A 19,984-nucleotide genomic window follows, 5' to 3' on the forward strand; every position below is an offset into this window, starting at 1 on the left:
CCGTCAGGAGGAGGGGAGCGGCCTGAGGGTGGTCATGACCTTCTTGAGGGTGTCGTCGGCGACCTCGCCCTTCGTGCCCTTGGCCCCGGAGAAGAACCAGACGGCGAAGTCGCCGTTGGCGTCCTTGAAGGCCACGGCGACGGCCTTGCCGTCGCTGGAGCACTTGTTGGCCTTGGGTACGCCGGTCACCGTGGTCGTCGCGGTGGCCCCGGTGATGCCGTAGTCGTTCTTGAAGGGCGTGGCCTTGCCGATGTCGTACTTGCCCTGCTTCTTCTGGTCGAACATCGCCCACGCCCAGGCCGACGCCTCGTTCTGGGCCGCCTCCTCCGGGCCCTTGGCGCCCTGGGCGCCCTTGGTGCCGGAGACGCCTGACGAGTAGGTGTCGTCGGTGCCGCGGTCGTTCTTGACCGAGCACTGCTCCCGCTGGAAGTAGGCGGGCGAGGACGCCGCCTCGGCCAGCTTCATGCCCGACGTGTCGGCCTCGTCGGGGATTCGCAGAGCCGTCCCGTCCGGGGGCACCTCCCAGTCGGTGGGGACGTCGAAGGCGAGGTGCCGCTTGGAGTTGACGACGACCTTCCAGCCGCCGACCACGGGCTTGATGTCGCCGCCGACCCGCGGGTTGTCCAGCGGCGCCTGGGAACTCGCGGCGGGCGAAGGGGCCTGGGCGGACGCCGAGGGCTTGGTGTCCTTCGCGGCGGGCGACGGGTCGTCCTTGCCGCCGTCGTCCTTCAGGACCAGGAAACCGGTGATGCCCGCCGCGACGACCACGGCCGCCGCGACGGAGATCGCGATCACCGTGGTGCGCTTGTCCCGGCCGCCGCCCCCGCCCTGCGGCTGGGGCCCGCCGGGCGCACCCGGCGGGGACCACTGGGGGGCGCCCGGCGGCGGTACGGGCGGTGCCCCGGCGGGCTGCTGCGCGTAGGGGTTGGGCTGCTGGTAGCCCGGCTGCTGATACGGGTTACCACCCTGGGGTTGACCCGGCACGGGCTGTGCGTACGGGTTCCGGTCGGGGTCCTGCGGGTTCTGCTCGCCCCCGGGCTGCTGCTGTCCTGGCCACATGGCCGACAACGATAGAGGCCGCGGGTAACGGTTGTGGTCGTCACCCCTTCCCGATCGTGCTACTGATTGGTAACTTACTGGCATGTCACAGACCACGCCCTCGATCGGCGACGCCCTCGCGGCCACCGTGCCCATGGTCCGCACCCTCAACCTCGTCTTCGACGAGATCACCGCCGAGCGCGCGGTCCTCCGGCTGCCCGACCAGCCCGACTACCACAACCACGTCGGCGGCCCGCACGCCGGCGCGATGTTCACCCTCGCCGAGTCCGCCAGCGGCGCGATCGTCCTCGCCGCCTTCGGCGACCAGCTCTCCCGCGCCGTGCCGCTGGCCGTCAAGGCCGAGATCGGCTACAAGAAGCTCGCCATGGGCCCGGTCACCGCGACCGCCGAACTCGGCCGCCCGGCCGCCGAGGTCGTCGCCGAACTGGACGCGGGACAGCGCCCGGAGTTCCCGGTGCGCGTCTCGATCACCCGCGAGGACGGCGCGGAGACGGGCGAGATGACGATCTGGTGGACCCTGCGCCCCAACAAGTAGCCCCTGACAACCAGCCCCTGCTCCGGGAAGGCGCTGATCTGCCGCTTCCGTAGGGCACGTTGAGGTCGCGCCTCTTTCCGATTCCACATGCGGGCGACCGTACTCACGGGCAGGCCTGGACGCCGAGGTCGGCGAGCAGGGCGCGCACGCGCCGCTCCACCTCGTCGCGAATCGGTCGGACCGCTTCGACTCCCTGCCCGGCCGGGTCGTCCAGCTTCCAGTCCAGATACCGCTTGCCGGGGAAGACGGGGCAGGCGTCGCCGCAGCCCATGGTGATGACGACGTCGGATGTCTGTACAGCTTCGGTGGTGAGCGGCTTTGGCGTCCGGGCGGAGATATCGATACCGACCTCGGCCATGGCCTCCACCACGGCCGGGTTGACCGTCTCGGCGGGGTCCGAGCCGGCGGAGCGCACCTCAACACCGTCGCTGCCGAGGTGCGCGAGGAAGGCGGCACCCATTTGGGAACGTCCGGCGTTGTGGACGCAGACGAACAGGACGGAGGGCTTCTTCTCAGACATGGGCGGAACCTTCCGGGCTGACGGCCGGGTGGCCGGTGGGAGGCGAGGGGAAGTGGCGCCGCGCGGCGAGCGCGACGTGGACGAGGCCGATGAGGACGGGGACCTCGATGAGGGGGCCGACGACTCCGGCGAGGGCCTGGCCGGAGGAGGCGCCGAAGGTGGCGATGGCCACCGCGATGGCCAGCTCGAAGTTGTTTCCCGCCGCGGTGAACGCGAGCGTGGTCGTGCGCGGGTAGTCCAGGCCGACGGTGCGGCCGAGCGCCATCGAGCCGGCCCACATGGTGGCGAAGTAGACCAGTAGCGGGAGCGCGATCCGCGCGACGTCGAGCGGCCGGGAGGTGATGGCGTCGCCTTGGAGGGCGAAGAGCACGACGATGGTGAACAGCAGCCCGTACAGGGCGAACGGGCCGAGGCGGGGGATCAGCCTCGTCTCGTACCAAGTGTGGCCGCGTGCCTTCTCGCCCAGGCGGCGGGTGAGGTATCCGGCGGCGAGCGGGATGCCCAGGAAGATCAGCACGCTGCGGGCGATCTCCCATACCGATACGTCGAGGGCGGTCTGTTCGAGACCGAGCCGGCCGGGCAGTGCGGAGAGGTAGAACCAGCCGAGTCCGGCGAAGGCGATCACCTGGAAGACGCTGTTGAGGGCTACGAGCACGGCGGCGGCCTCACGGTCGCCGCAGGCGAGGTCGTTCCAGATGATGACCATGGCGATGCAGCGGGCCAGGCCGACGACGATCAGACCGGTGCGGTACGCGGGCAGGTCCGGCAGGAACAGCCAGGCCAGAGCGAACATCACCGCCGGGCCGAGCACCCAGTTCAGCACCAGCGACGGGATCAGGAGGCGGCGGTCGCGGGTGACGGTGTCGAGACGGTCGTAGCGGACCTTGGCCAGGACCGGGTACATCATCACCAGCAGGCCGAGCGCGATCGGCAGGGAGACGCCGGTGACGGTCACCTTCGCGAGCGCGTCGCCCAGTCCGGGGGCGAGGCGGCCCAGCCCGAGGCCGGCGCCCATCGCCAGCAGGATCCACACCGCGAGGTAGCGGTCGAGGAAGGGCAGCCGGACTGCCACCGGTGCGGTGGTCGTGCGGGTCACGACGGGGCCTCGGCGGGCTCGGGCAGGGGCTCTCCGGCGGGGCGGGTGAGGATCCCGGCGAGCCGGTCGGTCGTCTCCGGGAGCGGCCGGTAGTACACCCACGTCCCGCGCCGCTCGGAGGCGATCAGCCCGGCCTCACGGAGCAGCTTCAGGTGATGCGAGATGGTCGGCTGCGAGAGGTCGAAGGCGGGGGTCAGGTCACAGACACACACCTCACCGCCCGCCCGGGAGGCGATCAGCGAAAGCAGCCGGAGCCGTACCGGGTCGCCCAGGGCCTTGAAGACCTTCGCCAGCTCCACCGCCTGGTCCTCGGCGAGCGGGGCGGTCAGCAGGCCGGGACAGCAGTCGCCGGGGCCGCCCTGCCCGAGCACCACGAGTTCCTGATTCGACATTCTTCTATGTTGACGTTCTTCGATCCAAGGCGCAACCTTGTATTGAAGTCGATCGATGCAGTGGATCGAGGAGATCGCCATTTCCCGCGTCCGGCTCGCTCTCGACGTCGCCGACGTAGCCCCTGCCCCGGGAAGGCGCCGATCTGCCGTTTTGCAGGAGCGTCATGGCCGGGTGGCGGTACAGATGTTGTACCGCCATGTCTCCTGGTGCCGGTACATCTCCACCCCGCTCATCGCATTGACCAGCCTGTCTCCGCGGCCCACGCCGCGTGCGAGCGCATAGGGCAGTCGGCCGAGCACCGAGAAGCACCGCAGCATGGGCAGGACCTTCTCCGTCGCGTCATAGGCCGATTCGACGGCGAAACCGGTCTGCTGGAGAAGCCGCTCCAGGTGCCCGTGGGTCATTGTGAGCATGCCCGGCATACCGGAGAGCTCACAGACCCTGAGCAGTGCGGACCGTGCCCGTGGCAGCAGTTGGGCCTGCGGAGTGCTCGAATACTCGAACATCACCAGCCTTCCGCCGGGGCGCAGGACGCGGAAGAACTCGGCGAGCCCCTGCCGAGGGTCCGGGGAGTGGACGAAGGACTCCATCGTGTAGACGCCTTCGAAGGAGGCGTCGGCGAACGGGAGGGCGTGGTAGTTGGCCAGGAGGAAACGCGTGCGCCTGCCCGGCTCGCCGGCACGGGCCGACCGCTGCCGCGCGATGACGACGTCCGGCTCGATCCCGTCGATCCCGGTGACGTGCACCCCGCTCGCCCGTGCGATCGTGCGCGCCGTGTCGCCGACCCCGCACCCGGCGTCGAGCACCGACGACGCCGGAGGCAGGGCCAGGTTCCGGGCCACGACGAGCTCCATGCGCCGCATGGCCGCCGCGAATCCCCAGGGGGACTGGCCCGGCTCGTACCAGCCGAAGTGACGCGTGCGACCGAGCAGCGCCGCATACCCGAAGCGTGACTCGAACGCCCGGTAGTACGGCAGGACGTGTCGCCGGTAGTGGACATCGGTCACGTGAGTCATCACTCCGCCCCCTGGTCGATCGCCCCGTCCCTGCGAGTCACACGGCACCACCTTGGCAGCCGGGCGAGCACCGACGTAAGGCCCCACCCAGGTAACCCGGGTGGGGCCTTACGTCGGATTACGGCCTCGGTCAGGAGGCGGAGCTGGAGGTGGAGCCCTTGAGGTCCGCTATGACCAGCACGGTGACGGTCGCGCGGTACTGGAAGGCCGGGTTCGTCCGGGCGACGGCCTCCTGCGGGCGGATGTTGGCGCGCACGACGACCGTGGCCTTGCGGCGGGCCTTGTTCTTCACCTCCAGCGTGACGGACTCGCCGCCGATCTCCCAGTCCTCCGTGCTGCCGTTGATGAAGTTCTCAAACCTGTACGACTGGATCGCCGCATCGACGACAAAGCCGTTGTTGTCCTCCCGGAGATCGCTCGGGAATTCGAAGTCGAAGCTGTCCTTTGCCTCGTCCGCGCTCGGGGTGATGCGGAGCTGGAATTCACGGGTCTTGAATGCGAGTGCCATGACTTTTCCTCCGATGGAATTCAGGAAACGGTTTGGCCCGCTGCGCCGGTGAATTCGCCGCAGCGACCTTGCGGGGTCATTGGTAGCACGCCTCGCAACGCATCTGGCAAATCGATGAAGAACGTGGCGCCAGGTTTCGGCCAGCCCCTGACTCCGATGCGGATTCAACTTTATTGGCGGTATTTTTGAGCCGCTTCCCTCCGGCAACGTTTACGTGCGTTTATGCCTGGTCAGGGCGTTCTTGACGTCACGTCGGCGGTAACGGTAATCGGGTCCGGGGTTCTCAAGATCATAAAGTCCGGGTCCGGTGCGGCCCGCTGGCCAAATACTGTGGCGTTTACCGAAGCGGACTGCTCCGTTTTGCATTTCTTTATCGGCTCACCGGTAATGTCTTCCCCGGCTCGAACGGACAAGTGAGAGGTGGGCAGAATGCCCTTCGTCATCGCTCAGGGATTACCCGTGCCGGCGCGTCTGGCCAAGGGGCAGCAGGAGTTCTTCGCGATAGACCTCCGGCTGACGCCCGGCAGCGCGCCGATCAGCGGCAAGAAGGAAATGATCTGGGTGGAGTTCCCGGTGGGGACGACGTTCCCCAAAGACGGGAAGGTCTATTACACCCCCCCGAAGAAGCCCCGGCAGGAGCTCGCGTACTCCCCTTACGACGAGGCGAACCGGCGGCTTCAGTTCAACAACTCCATCCACCTCGGAGATCAATCGGACGAGGCCGACGGCTTCTACTCCGTCAGCGTCCAGGTGCTGCCCGACGCCTTCGAGGACCTGCTGTGGGGACGGCTGGGGATCGGTACCGCCACCGCGCCGCTGCGCATTCAGGTCGGATCCCCCGGGCCTCGGCCCGTGCCCGGGAACCTGATCCGGAACGGTGGTTTCACCGACGTCCGCTTCCGGCCCGGCAAGGACTGGCGTCCCCTTGAGGGAGTCCTCTACGGGCGGGAGGCCCAGAAGCTCGACGCGTGGACCGTCGGCGAGTACAAGGGCAGGGGCGTCTGGGCGGCCTCGAAGACCGGCGTGCCCGGCAGGCTCATCGACCTGATCAACGGTGACGCCGACGGGCACCTCCCGGCCGACGCGGAGCCCCCCTTCGACAAGGGTGAGAACGTCGTCGACATCAACGGCGACAACACCTGCGGCTTCATCGAGCAGACCGTCGACGTCGCCCCCGGCGCCTCGTACGAGCTCGCCTTCCACACCGGCTACCACGTCCTGCCCAACCCCGAGGAGCCCTACCGCCGGCCCACGTACCTGAGGGCCGAGATGCGATATGGCAGGCCGGGCGCCGAGACCGTCCTGACCTGGGACGACTACGTCCAGTACTACACCGGCCCGGGCGCCGCGGCCTCCCACGACGCCGACAAGAAGCTCAACGACCCCGGCTGGCGCGAGCGCCGGCTGCCCTTCCGGGTGCCCCAGGGCGTCACCGCGGTGACCGTGAGGTTCGCCAACCCCGGGCGGGCCGGCTTCAACGAGGAACTCGACGCCAACCCCGACGGCAGCTCCGGAATGCTGCTCGCCCACGTACGGCTCAGCGCCACCCGGTAACCCGCACGCCCCGGTGCCCCCACGCCCCGGTGCCCCCACGACCCGGTGACCCCACGCCCCGGTGACCGCACGACCGACCGGGTGACCGCACGACGGAGACGGTGGCCCCTGCCCTCCCGCGCCCGTGCGCGAGGGCGGGCCACCGGCTCCCGCGCCGCCCGCACGCCATCGCCCGAGGAGACGTCCCCAGCCATGAGTACGCCCCGCACCGCAGCGACCCCACCGGGTGAGGACGCCGCCCGCGTGCCCTTACCCGGAACCGCCGGCCCCACGCCGGTCACCACCACCTGCGATCTCGAACTGGTCATCCCCGCCTACAACGAGGAACAGCGCCTCGCCCCCACCGTCCTCGCCCTTGCCGGCCATCTGCGCGGCATGCCCCTGACCGCCGCGCTGCGCGTCGTCGACAACGGCAGCAGCGACCGCACGGCCGAGTGCGTGGACCGGCTCGCCGCGTCCGGCATCCCCATCACCGTCACCGGGTGCTCCCGCCGTGGCAAAGGGGCCGCGGTGGCCAGGGGAATGGTCACCACCAAGGCGCGCTGGGTCGGCTTCTGCGACGCCGACCTCGCCACCCCCGCCACCGCGATCGACGACGCGGTCGCCCTCCTGCGGGACGGACGGCAGGTCGTCATCGGCTCCCGCCGCTGCACCGGGGCGAGCGTCCCCGTCCGGCAGCCCGCCCTGCGGCGGCTCGGCGGGGCCGGGTTCCGGCTGGCGACACGGCGGTTCTCCGGGCCGGTCAAGGACACCCAGTGCGGGTTCAAGTTCTTCGAGGCCGAGGCCGCGCGGCGGATCTTCGCCCATGTCACCACCACCGGCTTCGCCTTCGACCTCGAAGTGATCGCCCGGGCCCGCGCCCTCGGGCTGAGCCTGGCCGAGTTCCCGGTCGTCTGGAGCGACCAGGAGGGTTCCAGCTTCCGGCCGTTCGCCGACGGGCGTCGTGTGGCCGGCGAACTGTGGCGGCTGCACCGGACCATGCACCGCCTCCCGCCCCGCGTCGTCCACCACGCCCCCTCCACCCCCGCCGCCCCTTCCGCCCCCGCGACCGAGGGGGCGGGATGAATCCGACGGACTTACGGGCCGCCCTCCCCGCCGCCCCGGACTGGCGCGGCCGCCACGTCGTCGTGTGCAACTGGCGCGACAGCCGCCACCCGCAGGCGGGCGGCGCCGAGCTGTACTGCGAGGAAGTCGCCCGGCAACTCCACGACTCCGGCGTCCGCGTCACCTACCTGACCTCCCGTCCCCAGGGCGCCGCCCGCCGCGAGGACACCGGCTTCGGCACCGTCGTACGCGGCGGCGGCCGGTTCACCGTCTACGTGTTCGTCCTGCTGTGGCTGCTGCGCCACCGCCGCTCGGTGGCGGCCGTCATCGACTCGCAGAACGGCATCCCCTTCTTCACCCCGCTCGTCCTGCGTCGCCGCACCCCCGTCGTGCTGCTGATCCACCACGTCCATCAAGGCCAGTTCGCCCTGTGGTTCCCCCGGCCCGTCGCCGGTTTCGGCCGCTGGCTGGAGGGGCGGGGCAGCGGGCTGGTGTACGGGCGGCGCGCGGTGTGCGCCGTGTCGCCCTCCACCCGGGCCGAGATCCGCCGACGGCTCGCCGTACGGGGCCCGGTGCACTTCGCGCCCGCCGGCCTCGACACTGCCCCGCCCGCCATCGGGCCGCGCCACCGCGCGCCCGCGCCGCGCATCGTCTGCGTCGGCAGGCTCGTCACACAGAAGCGTGTGGACCGGCTCGTCCACGCCATGCCCGCCCTCCGCCGCGAACTGCCCGGCGCGGAACTGCACATCGTCGGCGACGGCGAGGCACGTGAAGAGCTCGCCTCACTCGTCGACGAACTCGGCGTCGGCCACTGCGTCGTCCTGCACGGCCGCGTGCCGCAGGAGGAGCGGGACGCCCTCGTCGACTCCGCGTGGATCACCGCCACCACCTCCCTCGCCGAGGGCTGGGGCCTGTCCGTGATGGAGGCCGCGGCGGCCGGGGTGCCGGCGCTCGCCTACGACGTTCCCGGGCTGCGCGACACCGTCCGCCACGACGTCACCGGCTGGCTCCTCGGCCCCGACGACGATCTCGCCTCCGGCCTCGCCAAGGCCCTGCGCACCGTCGAGGCACCGCGGGACGCCGCCCGCTGGGAGGCCGAGTGCCGCGCGTGGGCGACCAGGTTCAGCTGGACGGCCACCACCGCCCACCTGCTCGCGGCGCTCACCGCCGAGGACGGCCGGCTGCGCGGGACCGGCCGGGGCAAGGCCGCCGAGCGGCGCACCGTCACCGACGCGTGCACGCTCGTCAGCGCCCCGGCCGAGGTCCTCGAACGTGCCGATCTCGCCGCCCTGCGCACCACCGACCTCATCGACCTCACCGGCCCCCGCCCCGGACTGCTCCTGCTCGGCGCCGACGAACGGGACGCCGAAGCCGTCCTGGCCCGCATCGGCGTCGACACCGCCGACACCCGCGTCGCCATCCGCCTCGCCCGCCACTACGACATCCTCGGCTGGCAGGCCCACCCCCCTGCCCGGGCGCGGCGGAATGACACGGGCCACCGCCGCGCCACCACCCGGGCCGCCGTCCTCGGCGCCCTCCTCGCCCTCGCACTCGCCCTGCGGCTGGCCTTCGTCGGGCGCTCGTACGACGTCCACGTCGACGAGCTCTACTACACCGCCATCAGCCGCCACCTCGCCGACGGCCAAGGACCCGTCTTCGACGGACAGTTCTTCGCCCTCCACCCGCCCGCCCTCTTCGCCTTGCTCGCGGCCTTTATGCGCCTCACCGGCCGGGCCTCCGGCGACCTGCTCCACCAAGTGCTGGACCTGCGACCCGTCGTGGCCGCGACCGGGGCGCTGACCGTCATCGCCGTCACCTCGCTGCTGCGCCACGCCGTCCGTGGCCCGTTGGCGCTGCTCGCCGGGCTGTTCCTGGCACTGGACCCGTTCCTGAACCGCTTCGACAGCCGCGTCATGCTGGAGACCCAGGCCACGGCCGCCGCCGCGCTCGGCATGCTGGTGCTCGCCCGCACCCCGGCGACCCCCCGCGGCCGGACCGCCACGGGCGTGGGCGCGGGGCTGCTGTTCGCGCTCGCGGTGACCACCAAGGAGCCGTACGCGCTGGGCACGTTCGTGCCCGTCACCGTCCTGGGGATCGCCGCGCGCGGTGAGGCGCGGCGGACCCGGCTGACGGCGGCCGCCGTCACCGCCGCCGGGTACGCGGTGTACGTCGTGACGGTGGTGGCGACCGGCAACTGGGCGCCCTGGTGGGCGCAGAAGACCGACGGCGTCGCCCGCGCCCTGGGCATCAAGCAGATCAGCGGCTTCAACAGCGACGACGGCTCCGTCGCCTTCACCGACCGGCTGCTCGTCCAGCTCGGCCAGTTCGCCGTCCCCTACGCGCTGATCGCCCTCGGCACCGCCGCCACCGCCTGGCTGCTGTGGTGCCGCGCCCGGCGGCCCGGGATCTTCACGGGCCGCCCCGGGCGCACCCTGATCACGGCGTGGGCCGCGTGCACGCTGCTGCACCTGATGTACGCGATGGCGGTGGGAACCCTTGAGGAGCAGATGTTCTACCCGCTGGTCGTCACCAGCACCGCCGCCCTCGCACTGGCGGCCGACGTTCTTCTCCCATCCAGGGCCATGGCGACCAAGATGGCCGCCGCCCTCGCCCTGATCGCTCTGACCGTGAACGCCGTCGTCTGGGTGCGCGTCCACACCCGCCACGACGACGCCCTCCGGCGGACCCTGGCCTGGTCCCGCGCCCACCTGCCCGAGGGCAGCGTCGTCGCGGCCACCGACGAGGGCGCGTCCTTCGTCCTGCCCGGCGCCCGGCTCGCCGACTGGCGGACCACGGCCGACCTCCGGCGCGACCACGTCGACTACCTCGTGCTCTCCACCGAACTCGTGAGGCAGGGGTACGCGCGGATCGGCTCCGGGCTGCCCCGGGTGCTCGAGCGCGAGGCCCGGCTCGTCCACAGCGAGCGCGGCAGGACCGTCGGCGCGCTGCGCGTGTACGACGTGCGGGCACTGGTCGCCGGCTCAGGAAAGGAGGGCCGACGATGATGACCGCCGCCACCACCACCGCCACCGCCCCCGCCGCGCCCCGGCAGAACCAGCAGAACCGGCAGAACCGCCAGAAGGGGACGGCGCGGGGAGCCCTGCCCCTCGCCCTCTCCGCCGTGCTGGTCGGCATGGGCAACTACGGCCTCTCCCTGTTCCTCGTCCACCGTCTGCCCGCACCCGACTTCACCGTCTACGCCGCCCTCTCCTCGGTCCTGCTCAGCGTGGGCACCCTCGCCGGTGCCACAGTGCCCTGGGTGCTGGCCCGCGAGGTCGCCGACAGCGCCCCGGGCAGCGCACGACGGCGGCTGTCGGTGCGGACCTGCCTGTGGCTGGCGCTCGGCCTGTCCGTCCTGACCGCCGGCGCGGCGTGCGGGGCCGTCGCCTCGTACGCCGGTCCGGGCCCGCTCGCCGGGCTGGCCGCGGCGTGCCTGATGCTCTGGCTCAACTCGGTGGGGGCCGGATACCTCCAGGGGCGCGAGCGCTTCGCCGGGCTGGCCGCGCTGCGGGTCGCCGAGGTGGCCGTCCGTGTCGCGGTCACCGTCGGGGCCGTCGCGGCCGGGTGGGGGAGCGCCGGGGCCGTCGGTGCCTTCGCCGCCGGCGCGGCCGTCACCTCGGCGGCCGGATTCGTCGCCCTGCGAGGGGACATGGGCAGGCCCGTGGCGGTCGACGGGGACGAACCGGTGCGCGCGGACCACGGGCTGTGGCGGCACGCCACCGCCATCGGCGGCATCCAGGTCCTCACCTGTGTGCTGTTCACGCTGGACGTGGTCGTCGCCACGGCGGTACGGGGCGGCTCGGCCGGCCTGGCGCCCTACCAGGCCCTGCTCGTCCTCGCCCGGGTGCCGCTCTTCCTGTCGACCGCCCTGGCCACCGTCGTCTTCCCGCGCCTCGCGGCGGGCCCGTCCCCGGCGGCACGCGACGGCTTCCGTGGCGCGCTGCGGCTGCACTGGATCACCGGCGCGGCCGTCACCCTCACCATCGCCACCTGCCCCGACGCGATCACCGGACTCGTGCTGCCCCGGCACTACACCGCTTCCGCCGCGCTGCTGCCGCCGCTGGCCCTGGCCGGGTTCGCGGGCGCCACGACCGCCCTGGCGAGCGTCGTGTTCCAGACCTGGGGCCCGGCCCGGCCGACCGTCATGACGCTGGGGCTCGCCTGCCTGACCGGAGGCACCGGCTACGCGCTCACCGCCGCCCGACCCCTGGCCCTGGCCTGGTGCTCGGCCGCCGTGACCTGCGTCGTCGCACTGGTGACGGTCCTACGGGCGCGGCGCCTGGTCCCCGGACTCGGCCCGGCGGCGGGGGCCGCCGCGCCGCTCGCCGTGGCCGCCATGGCCTGCTGCGCGCTGTTCGCCCTCCGGCCGTACCCCGCGCTGTGGGCTCTCGCGGCGCTCGCGGTCCTGGCCGGGGCGGCGCTCGCGATCCGCGTCCGGCCCCGCCGCCCCGGCCCGTACCGCGTGCTCCACCTGGGCTTCGAGGACCCCCGGCGGCCCGGCGCGGGCGGCGGCTCGGTCCGTACGCACGAGGTCAACCGGCGGCTGGCAGCGCGGGGAGTCGAGGTGACCGTCGTCGTCGCCCCGTGGCCCGGCGCCACCGGGACCGTCCGCGACGGCGTCCGGTACGTGCCGCTGCCCGCGCGTCCGGGACCGCTCGCCCGCAGTCGCTTCGCCGCGCAGATCGCCTACTTCGCCGTCGTCGTCACCCGGCTGGGCCGGCTGACGCGCCGTCATGACCCGGACGTCGTGGTGGAGGACTTCGCCGCCCCGTTCTCGTCCGTCTGCGTGCCCTACCTGACCCGCAGGCCGGTCGTCGGGCTGGTGCAGTGGCTGTTCGCGGCCGACAAGGCACGCGAGTTCCATCTGCCGTTCGGCGCCGTCGAGCGGCGCGGGCTCGCCTCGCACACCACGCTGCTCGCGGTCGGCGACGACCTCGGCGAGGAGCTGCGCCGGCGCAACCCGGCCGCGCGGGTGGAGGTGATCCCCAACGGCGTCGACCGGGCCGCGTTCGTACCGCCCGTGGCCCGGCGGGGCGACCACGTGCTCTACCTCGGCCGTCTGGAGACGACGTCGAAGGGACTGGACCTGCTGCTGCGCGCCTACGCGCTCGCCGCCCCGCGCACCACCGCCGACCTGCACATCGCAGGCGACGGCCCGCACGCCGCCGACGCCCGCGCCCTGGCCGCCGAGCTCGGGATCGCCGACCGCGTCCGGTGGCTGGGCCGCGTCGACGGCCCGGCCCGCTTCCACCTGCTGGCCTCGGCCCGGCTGGCCTGTGTGCCCAGCCGCCAGGAGACCTTCGGCATGGTCGCCGCCGAGGCCCTGGCCACCGGCACCCCGGTGCTGGCCTTCGACATCCCCCGCCTGCGCGACCTGGTCACCGACGACGTGGGAGTGCGCGTCCCGCCCGGCGACCTCGACGCGTACGCGGCCGCCCTCGTCGCCCTGACCGCCGACCCGGCCCGCTGCGCGGAGCTGGGCGCGAAGGGGCCGCCGACGGTGGCCCACCTGGACTGGGACCGGATCGCCGCCGCGCAGCTCGCGGCCTACCACCGGGTCACCCCGGGCGACCGGCTCCCGTACGAGGCACCCGTCGCCGACGGGTGACCGCTCAACCGCTCAACCGCTCAACCGCTCACCGAGAAACACACAGAGAAGAAGGAAGAAGAGACATGGCGTTCCACATCGCTCAGGGAAGCCCCAACCCGCAGGTCCTGCTGCCGGGTGCCAACTCCTCGTTCACGGTCGAGGTGTACGTCGACGGCGACCCGGTCGGCCCCGGCGAGATCATCCAGGTGAAGCTCCCCGAGGGCCTGGTCTTCCCGCCCACCGGCGAGATCCGCTACATGAAGCTCGACGAGGGCATCAACCGGCCGATGGCGATCGAGAGCCGTGACCCCGGCGGCCGGCTCGTGCGCTTCAAGGCCGACGCGATAGGCAACAAGCCGGACGGCTTCTACTCCGTCAACGTCCAGGCGGCGGCCACAGCCGCCCCCGGCGACCGCACCGTCCCGGACGGCCTCACCATCGGCGTCACCGCCGCGAAGCTCAGCTTCCGCATCGGCGCTCCGCAGTCGGTGGAGCACAAGGTGTACGGAACCGTCGACGCGAACGGAAACGTTCTCTCCGGCGATGGCTTCGTAGTGAGGCCGGGTCTGACAGGGACGTACATGATCGCCTTCACCAAGGCCTTCGTTTCCCGGCCGACCGTCCTGGCCACTTTGTGGAAGGGCGGTGAGCGGGGAGCCATCTCGGTCGAATCCGCCGAGACGGGCTTGTTCACCGTGCGCACCGCAACCAACGGTGCCTGGACCCCTCTGGGGTTCTCCTTCATGGCGATGGGCCCCGCGGCACCGAAGCCGTAACCGCGCCTCCCTCACTCCCACCTGTCCCTCCGCCGCTTCCCGGCGGAGGGGCACCCGAGGGTGGGGGCCACCCGCCGCAGCCACCGCAAGCAGGCCGACCTGTCACCGGCCAAAAACTTCGATTCCTGGCGGGAAGAGGACTTCTTCGATCCCGTCCCGACGTGGGTCGCCCGGCGGAGAATCCGGTCAACCGTCGGCCTGTCCAGTCCGCAGATGCAGAGGTTTTCGCAGTGGCCGATCTTCCACTTAAATGCTCATGCAGAGAGTTGCCCAACGCCTGTCCTCATCGCGTCGCTGCTCTCAGAACTTGGCTGAATAGCCGTCATGGTGACCAGGGGTTAAGTGGTGTAGCTTCGTCGGGCCTCAGTGAGTTTCTTCAAGTTGGGCCCCTTAGGGGCCGAGCGGTCCGGGTTGACATGGTGCCGGCCTCGCCCGTTCCCCGGTCCATGTCTTCACGCTCGAGCACTGCTGACCCCCGATCGGTGGCCGTGTCGAAGAAGTTCACCATTTCATGAGTTGCCGCACGACGGGGATCGCGATCCCCGTGATCCCGCGCGTTTGGTCTTCAACTGGAGGAGGTACGCATGACGTCATCGTCGGAAACCGGACCGAGTATTGTGCCGACCGGGTCACTTGACCCGTTCGCGCTGGGACGTGCCATGGACAAACTGGTGACGACGGCTCTTGCCGCGCAGACCTGGTGCCTGGTCAGCGCCGCCGGGGCGACGGTGCAGACCGCGGACAAGAGCAAGGCGCAGGCCATGAGCACGGCTCAGGAAGAGGTCAGGGACAGCGCTCGTGCCTACCTGAGTACACAGATCCCCGGAGTCGTCAGAAGGCTCGTCGACATCCAGAGCGCGTCCGCGCTTTTCCAAAGCATGCAAACGCTTGCCGCGCAGGCTCCTGAGCAGTCGGCCGTCTGCCTCGACGCCGTGACGAAGGACTTCGGAAACTTCCAGCAGATGGCGGATGAGTTCGCCAAGCTGTATGAGAGTTTCTGCGAGCAGGCGGAGACCAGAGGAGCCGCCCTCGCCACCTGCGCGGGTGCCGAGATCAGGAGGCTATCCGCAGGTAAGGGGAAGATCGCCACCGCGTCCCGTGCGCTGAAGGACATGCAGCAGACGGTGAGCAAGGACTTGGACGACGTGATCGAGGCGTCTCACAAGGCCGGCAAGGGAGCACGGAGGATCCTCGATTCCGTTGCGGACGCCCTCAAGGGAATCGGGGGCAAGGGCAAGGCCACGGATGGCCCGGAGGCCGCGCACGGGGGGATCGAGGACACCTACTCCGGCGATGTCGGCAAAGCATTGCAGAAGCTCCGTAAGGACAGCGAAAAGCTCGAGACGCTCTACAAGGAGCTTGCCGGGCTACAGGCTGGGTTGCAGGTGATGGTGAAGGTCGACGAGGACTGCGCCGCCTATGTGCGCAGTGTGCGCGCCGTCGCAGGGCCGGCCAGAGCCGTTGCCAACATATGGCAGCAGGTGTACGCCGAGTACTCGGCGGCCGTGGTGAAGCACACGCAGCCCAGTGAGAGTGCCGCGCTGGCCAAGGACATCGACGGGGCCGCCGTCAAGTGGGAATCGCTTCGGGAGCAGACAAAGACACTGAGCGCTGCGATCACCGGCAACTGACGCGGAGCATCGAGAAGGGTAAAGGAAGGGAAGAGCATGACCACGGCCATTCAGCAAAGCATCACAGCGCAGCAGCAGGTGGGGAATGCGGTCGTACAGCAGGGGGGAATGACTGCGATCGTTCAGTCATATGCGCTGAGCGTGATGCAGCAGGCGAAGCTGGACTTGAGCGGGAGCGACAACAGCCAGTTAAGGGCTTACGCAGGGGGTATCAACAACGAGCTGGACAAGGCCGCGAACACGGCCAGGTCGTACCTCAACACTGTGCAGCCGCAATCCATGGCACTGCTCGCCGAGACCCGCGCGTACTTCCATCTCCAAGGAGCTTTCGTCAACATTCTCCAGCAGAATTTACCTCCGAACACCGTGGCGCAAATGCTCCGCGCCATTCGGGATGATGTGGGCCGGCTCGGGGACAAGGCGCAGCAGTACGCCGTGACCATGCAGAACATGCGCGACGCCTTCACAGGCAACGGAAGGGAGTTCGCCTCCTACGCCACCAAGCTGCACTCTGTAGCGGGCGGTGACCAAGGGATCCTGAAACAGCTGGACGACCAGCTGAAGGATGTGAACGCAAAGATCAACGCGAACTCCTCCAGAGCGGCGAACGGCTTGGCCATCCTCGGCGGCTTGGCCTTGATAGCCGTCGGTGTTCTCGGCGCGGTGTTCACCGGCGGGCTGTCTCTGGGGTTGGCCATCGGCGGCGGCGCGCTGCTCGTCAAGGGGATGGGGCGCACCAACGGGCAGGCCCTGGCGCAGCTCCACGACCAGAAGGGTGAGATCCTCAGGAGGCAGCAGAAGATCCGGGATGAGGTGAAGCTGCTCCAGGCCTGCGAGGCCGGGCTGACTGATCTCGGGAAGCAGGCGAACCAGGCGGCCGCCGCGGCGCAGGGCGTCGCCAACGGATGGCAGAGCCTCAGGGCTTCACTGGAATCCGTCGCCGGGTATGTCGATAGCGCCAGCCAAACGGGTGTCGATGTCCTGCGACACCTCTACCTGAGTGCTGCGGACGGGATCACGCCCGACATTCAAAACAGGATAACCATCCTGGAGAACAACCTGAGCAGCACACAGGTGGTGACGAATTCCGGTACTACCACCGGCGACATCATCACGGCCCAGCTTCTCCAGCACGCGTGATGACCAGGGTCGGCCTGCGAATCCCGGAGCGGACAGGTCGGAGGAGAACGCGGCTTCAGCCCCTTGGCCACCTGCTTGCGAGGATTGGTGGACGGCGCGGCGCCATGTGCCAGGAGTAAGCCGATCCGGATGGCCGTCCCGCAGTTGATTCTCAACTGGCCGATCAGCCCGGGAGGTCCCGCATCCCGGAGATTCCACACCGCTGTGGTGGCGGTGACGATCCCTGGCGGCAAGATGTCCGTGGTGGCCCGGCCGCGATCTCCCGCTCCGACGCGGCCACGGACATACCGGTCACCTCCGTGGCCGTGGCTGCGGCCGGTGCCGCTGGGCCGGGTTACCGGTCGCCGTTGTCCTCGTACTAGCACGCGTCCTTGACCGAGCCGTCGTCACCGATCCACCACACCTCCATGCTGCCGGGGACGCGGGAGACGGCCGCGATGGGAATCCGGCCGCGACGCGTCAGCCCCGCAGATGCCCCAGCACCGACCCCATCGCCCGCTCCACGGCCCGGCGGGCCTCCTCGGTGTGGTCGAGCGTCTCGAACCCGTGATGGCCGCCCGGCACGTCGACGATCTCGACGGCGGCCGCGCACTTCTCGGCGGCGGTCAGGAACTCCACGACCGTCGCGGCGATCTCCGGCCGCTCCAGCTGCACCCGGGTGAGGACGAACGGCAGCCGGCCAGCCCGCTGTATCGCCTCGGCGGGACGGAAGCGGTCCGGGACGAGCCCCCAGTTCGGCATCGGCGCGAGGACGGGGTACGTCGCGGCCACACAGCGCAGCCACGACGGGGCGGCCGCCAGCCAGTCCGCCGACAGCAGCCCGCCGCCGGAGAAGAACCAGAGCGCGACGCGCTCGCCGTCGACGCGCGGATCGGCCCGGACGAGCTCGACCGCCGCCGCGACGTCCTCGGCCGCGCGCCCGTAGTCGGCCAGGTCGTGCAGCCGGTGGTCCACCGTCGCGCCGACCACGCCCAGGCTCGCCGCGTACCGGCCGTAGCCGGTGAAGGTGGCCGAGTCCCGGGGCGTCGGCCGCAGGTCGGCCGGGAACGGGCCGCCGTGGACGAACACCACCGCCGGGCGGGGGCCGTCGGCGTCCGGAAGGTGGAGATCGACCCGCCCCACCCGCTCGCGGGGCATCTCCGGCACCTCCAGGAGGAACGACTCCTCACGCGGTCGCCCGTCCACCGACAGCCGGTACCCCTCGCCCGCGCCGGCCTGTACGAGCACCTCGGCGAGCTCGGTGGCGCACGAGAGCATCGGCCAGTGCCCGGTGGGCAGCTCGAAGAAGCTCACCCGGGGATCGACGAGGGCCCGCAGCTGGGGGTCGCCGAGCCGCACGAACGCCTCGACCATCTCGATACTGGAACCGTTGGCGGTGCACAGCACACCGGTCGTCGGCAGCCCGGCGACCTCCTCCGGCAGCCGGAGCGGCTGGGTGAACGTGCCCGCCGGCTGCGGCGCGGCGAGCCGGGTCAGCCGCTCCAGCGCCTCGCCCGGGACGCCGTCGAGGCTGCCCCAGCGTCCCCACTCGTCGAGGGCCGGCGCGGGGATCAGCCGGTCGCCGCCCCCGTCCCGCCCCGCCAGCAGTTCGTGGACGGCCGGGTCGGGCACCACCTTGAGCGGCGCGTCACCGTCCTGCGGCAGACCGGAGTCCAGATAGACGATCCGGGCCACGCGCCCCGGGCGGCGCCCGGCCGCGCCGAGCACCGGGTGGATGCCGTAGCCGTGCCCGACCAGCACCACCTCCGGCGCGTCCACGCTGTCGATCGCCCGAGCCACGTCCTCGATGTGCGTCTCCAGGTCCGTCCCCGGACCCGCCGGACGGGTCGGGTCGCCCATGCCCGTGAGTGTCACCGGGTGCGCCTCCGCCCCCGCCGACCTCAGCCCCGCGACCACCTCCTGCCAGATCCAGCTGCCGGTGAAGGCCTCGGAAACCAGAACGAATGCCGTCATGCGCGTCTCCTCGTAAGCCGTCGTCCACGGGCCGGCCGATCCGGCCGCCCGCGCTCGCCGGTACGGTAAGAGCTCCACCTGGGGGAGGTTCAACACGTTGTCCGCCGACGACACATGGAGCATCGGAGAGCTCGCCGAACGCGCGGGCACCACCGTCAAGACAGTCCGCTTCTACTCCGACCGCGGCCTGCTGCCCGAGGCCGGGCGCAGCACCGGCGGCCACCGCCGGTACGGCCCCGAGGCCCTCGACCGGCTCCGGCTGATCCGCTCGCTGCGCACCCTGGACCTGCCGGTACCGGACGTGGGCCGGGTCCTCGGCCGGGAGGACGCCCCGGCCGGCGCCCTGGACGGCGTCCTGGAGGACGTCATCGCCGAGCGGCTGCGGGAGATCGGCTCGCGGATGGCCGCCCTGCGCTGGCGCGAGGCCGCCCTCCAACTGCTCCGGGACTGCCCGGCCCAGGAGCGCGCCGACCGGCTGCTCCTGATCGGCTCCATCTCCACCCCGCCCAGCACGGCCTCGCTGGTGCGCTTCTGGCGGGCCTGGATCCCCCGGAGGCTGCCGGCCCGGCTCGCCTCCGCGATCATCGACCAGGCCGTCCCTCCGCCCCCCGAGGACCCGACCCCCGCCCAGGTGCTGGCCTTCGCCCGGCTGCACGCCTTCGTCTCCGGCGACTGCGGCGGCGCGGACAACCGGCCCGCCGTGCACCGGCCCGAGGAGGGCTACCGCCCGGCCGTGCTCTACGACGGGCTGATCGAGGCGTACGCGCTGGCCTCGGCGGAGCTGCGGGCGGGGCGCCCGGCGCGGCCCGGCGAGGCGCTCGACTGCTTCGTCTCCGCCTACGCCCACGCCCGTGGCACGCCCGACACCCCGGCCTTCCGCCGGCTGCTGGGCGGCCAGCTCGCCGCGGATCCGCGGATCGATCACTACTGGGGGCTCGTCGCCGAGCTGATCAGCCCGCCCTCCGGCCCGCCCGAGCCCACCGCGGGCTCCGCCCACGCCTGGCTCGGCGCCGCGCTGGACGCCGACACGGCCCGGGAGGCCGCCTGAGCCGGACGGCTTCCCCGAGGGCGTGGCGAAGACGGCGTGGCGAAGACGATGTGGCGAAGATGTGACCGTCCCGCCTCAACCAGCGGACCCGGATCCGAGTCTTCACCTCCAGGTAGTCTTC

At 71.3% G+C, this 19,984-nt stretch carries 16 protein-coding genes; 9 read left to right on the plus strand and 7 right to left on the minus strand.

What is annotated here, in order from left to right:
* Window positions 1-3: 3 nt before the first annotated feature.
* On the minus strand, window positions 4-1,059 hold the full coding sequence (locus RM609_RS18555; RefSeq protein ID WP_311612267.1) for a DUF8017 domain-containing protein: 1,056 nt from the start codon (window positions 1,057-1,059) through the stop codon (window positions 4-6).
* Between the two features lie 82 nt (window positions 1,060-1,141).
* Between RM609_RS18555 and RM609_RS18560 the strand changes: the two genes are divergently transcribed.
* Complete coding sequence (locus RM609_RS18560) at window positions 1,142-1,594, plus strand: DUF4442 domain-containing protein (RefSeq protein ID WP_311612269.1); 453 nt, start codon at window positions 1,142-1,144, stop codon at window positions 1,592-1,594.
* Between the two features lie 103 nt (window positions 1,595-1,697).
* On the opposite strand, the gene RM609_RS18565 is transcribed toward RM609_RS18560, so the two are convergent.
* The 5 genes from RM609_RS18565 to RM609_RS18585 all read right to left on the minus strand — a co-directional run bounded on the left by RM609_RS18565 (window position 1,698) and on the right by RM609_RS18585 (window position 5,127).
* Window positions 1,698-2,114, minus strand: coding sequence for an arsenate reductase ArsC (locus tag RM609_RS18565; protein ID WP_311612270.1), 417 nt, complete (start codon window positions 2,112-2,114; stop codon window positions 1,698-1,700).
* Complete coding sequence (gene arsB, locus RM609_RS18570; protein WP_311612271.1) at window positions 2,107-3,210, minus strand: ACR3 family arsenite efflux transporter; 1,104 nt, start codon at window positions 3,208-3,210, stop codon at window positions 2,107-2,109. The genes RM609_RS18565 and arsB overlap by 8 nt, the downstream gene beginning before the upstream one ends.
* Window positions 3,207-3,602: an ArsR/SmtB family transcription factor gene (locus RM609_RS18575; RefSeq protein ID WP_311612273.1), complete on the minus strand. Its 396-nt coding sequence runs from the start codon at window positions 3,600-3,602 to the stop codon at window positions 3,207-3,209. The genes arsB and RM609_RS18575 overlap by 4 nt, the downstream gene beginning before the upstream one ends.
* Window positions 3,603-3,764: 162 nt before the next feature.
* Window positions 3,765-4,619, minus strand: coding sequence for a class I SAM-dependent methyltransferase (locus tag RM609_RS18580; RefSeq protein WP_311612274.1), 855 nt, complete (start codon window positions 4,617-4,619; stop codon window positions 3,765-3,767).
* Window positions 4,620-4,749: 130 nt separating this feature from the next.
* Window positions 4,750-5,127: a hypothetical protein gene (locus RM609_RS18585; protein WP_311612276.1), complete on the minus strand. Its 378-nt coding sequence runs from the start codon at window positions 5,125-5,127 to the stop codon at window positions 4,750-4,752.
* 459 nt (window positions 5,128-5,586) lie between these two features.
* Between RM609_RS18585 and RM609_RS18590 the strand changes: the two genes are divergently transcribed.
* The 7 genes from RM609_RS18590 to RM609_RS18620 all read left to right on the plus strand — a co-directional run bounded on the left by RM609_RS18590 (window position 5,587) and on the right by RM609_RS18620 (window position 16,862).
* The gene (locus tag RM609_RS18590; protein ID WP_311612278.1) at window positions 5,587-6,681 is read left to right on the plus strand and encodes a hypothetical protein; all 1,095 of its coding nucleotides are present in this window, start codon (window positions 5,587-5,589) and stop codon (window positions 6,679-6,681) included.
* A 192-nt stretch (window positions 6,682-6,873) separates the two neighbouring features.
* A complete protein-coding gene (locus tag RM609_RS18595) occupies window positions 6,874-7,746 on the plus strand; it encodes a glycosyltransferase (RefSeq protein ID WP_311612280.1) in 873 nt (290 codons plus the stop codon).
* Window positions 7,743-10,730, plus strand: a complete 2,988-nt coding sequence (locus RM609_RS18600) for a glycosyltransferase (protein WP_311612282.1) — start codon at window positions 7,743-7,745, stop codon at window positions 10,728-10,730. Before RM609_RS18595 ends, RM609_RS18600 begins: the two co-directional genes overlap by 4 nt.
* Window positions 10,730-13,333: a glycosyltransferase gene (locus tag RM609_RS18605; protein ID WP_311612284.1), complete on the plus strand. Its 2,604-nt coding sequence runs from the start codon at window positions 10,730-10,732 to the stop codon at window positions 13,331-13,333. Before RM609_RS18600 ends, RM609_RS18605 begins: the two co-directional genes overlap by 1 nt.
* A 65-nt stretch (window positions 13,334-13,398) precedes the next feature.
* Window positions 13,399-14,091, plus strand: coding sequence for a hypothetical protein (locus tag RM609_RS18610; RefSeq protein WP_311612285.1), 693 nt, complete (start codon window positions 13,399-13,401; stop codon window positions 14,089-14,091).
* Window positions 14,092-14,675: 584 nt separating this feature from the next.
* The gene (locus tag RM609_RS18615; protein WP_311612287.1) at window positions 14,676-15,722 is read left to right on the plus strand and encodes a hypothetical protein; all 1,047 of its coding nucleotides are present in this window, start codon (window positions 14,676-14,678) and stop codon (window positions 15,720-15,722) included.
* Between the two features lie 36 nt (window positions 15,723-15,758).
* Window positions 15,759-16,862, plus strand: a complete 1,104-nt coding sequence (locus RM609_RS18620; RefSeq protein WP_311612288.1) for an HBL/NHE enterotoxin family protein — start codon at window positions 15,759-15,761, stop codon at window positions 16,860-16,862.
* Window positions 16,863-17,321: 459 nt separating this feature from the next.
* Here RM609_RS18620 and RM609_RS18625 read toward each other — a convergent pair whose 3' ends face one another.
* Window positions 17,322-18,815 carry an alpha/beta hydrolase gene (locus RM609_RS18625; RefSeq protein ID WP_311612290.1) on the minus strand — a complete coding sequence of 498 codons (1,494 nt, stop codon included), beginning with the start codon at window positions 18,813-18,815 and terminating at the stop codon, window positions 17,322-17,324.
* A 97-nt stretch (window positions 18,816-18,912) separates the two neighbouring features.
* Here RM609_RS18625 and RM609_RS18630 point away from each other — a divergent pair, with 97 nt between their 5' ends.
* Window positions 18,913-19,863 carry a MerR family transcriptional regulator gene (locus RM609_RS18630; RefSeq protein WP_311612292.1) on the plus strand — a complete coding sequence of 317 codons (951 nt, stop codon included), beginning with the start codon at window positions 18,913-18,915 and terminating at the stop codon, window positions 19,861-19,863.
* Window positions 19,864-19,984: the final 121 nt, after the last annotated feature.

The sequence above is a fragment of the Streptomyces hesseae genome, assembly GCF_031845785.1.
Classification (GTDB): domain Bacteria; phylum Actinomycetota; class Actinomycetes; order Streptomycetales; family Streptomycetaceae; genus Streptomyces; species Streptomyces hesseae.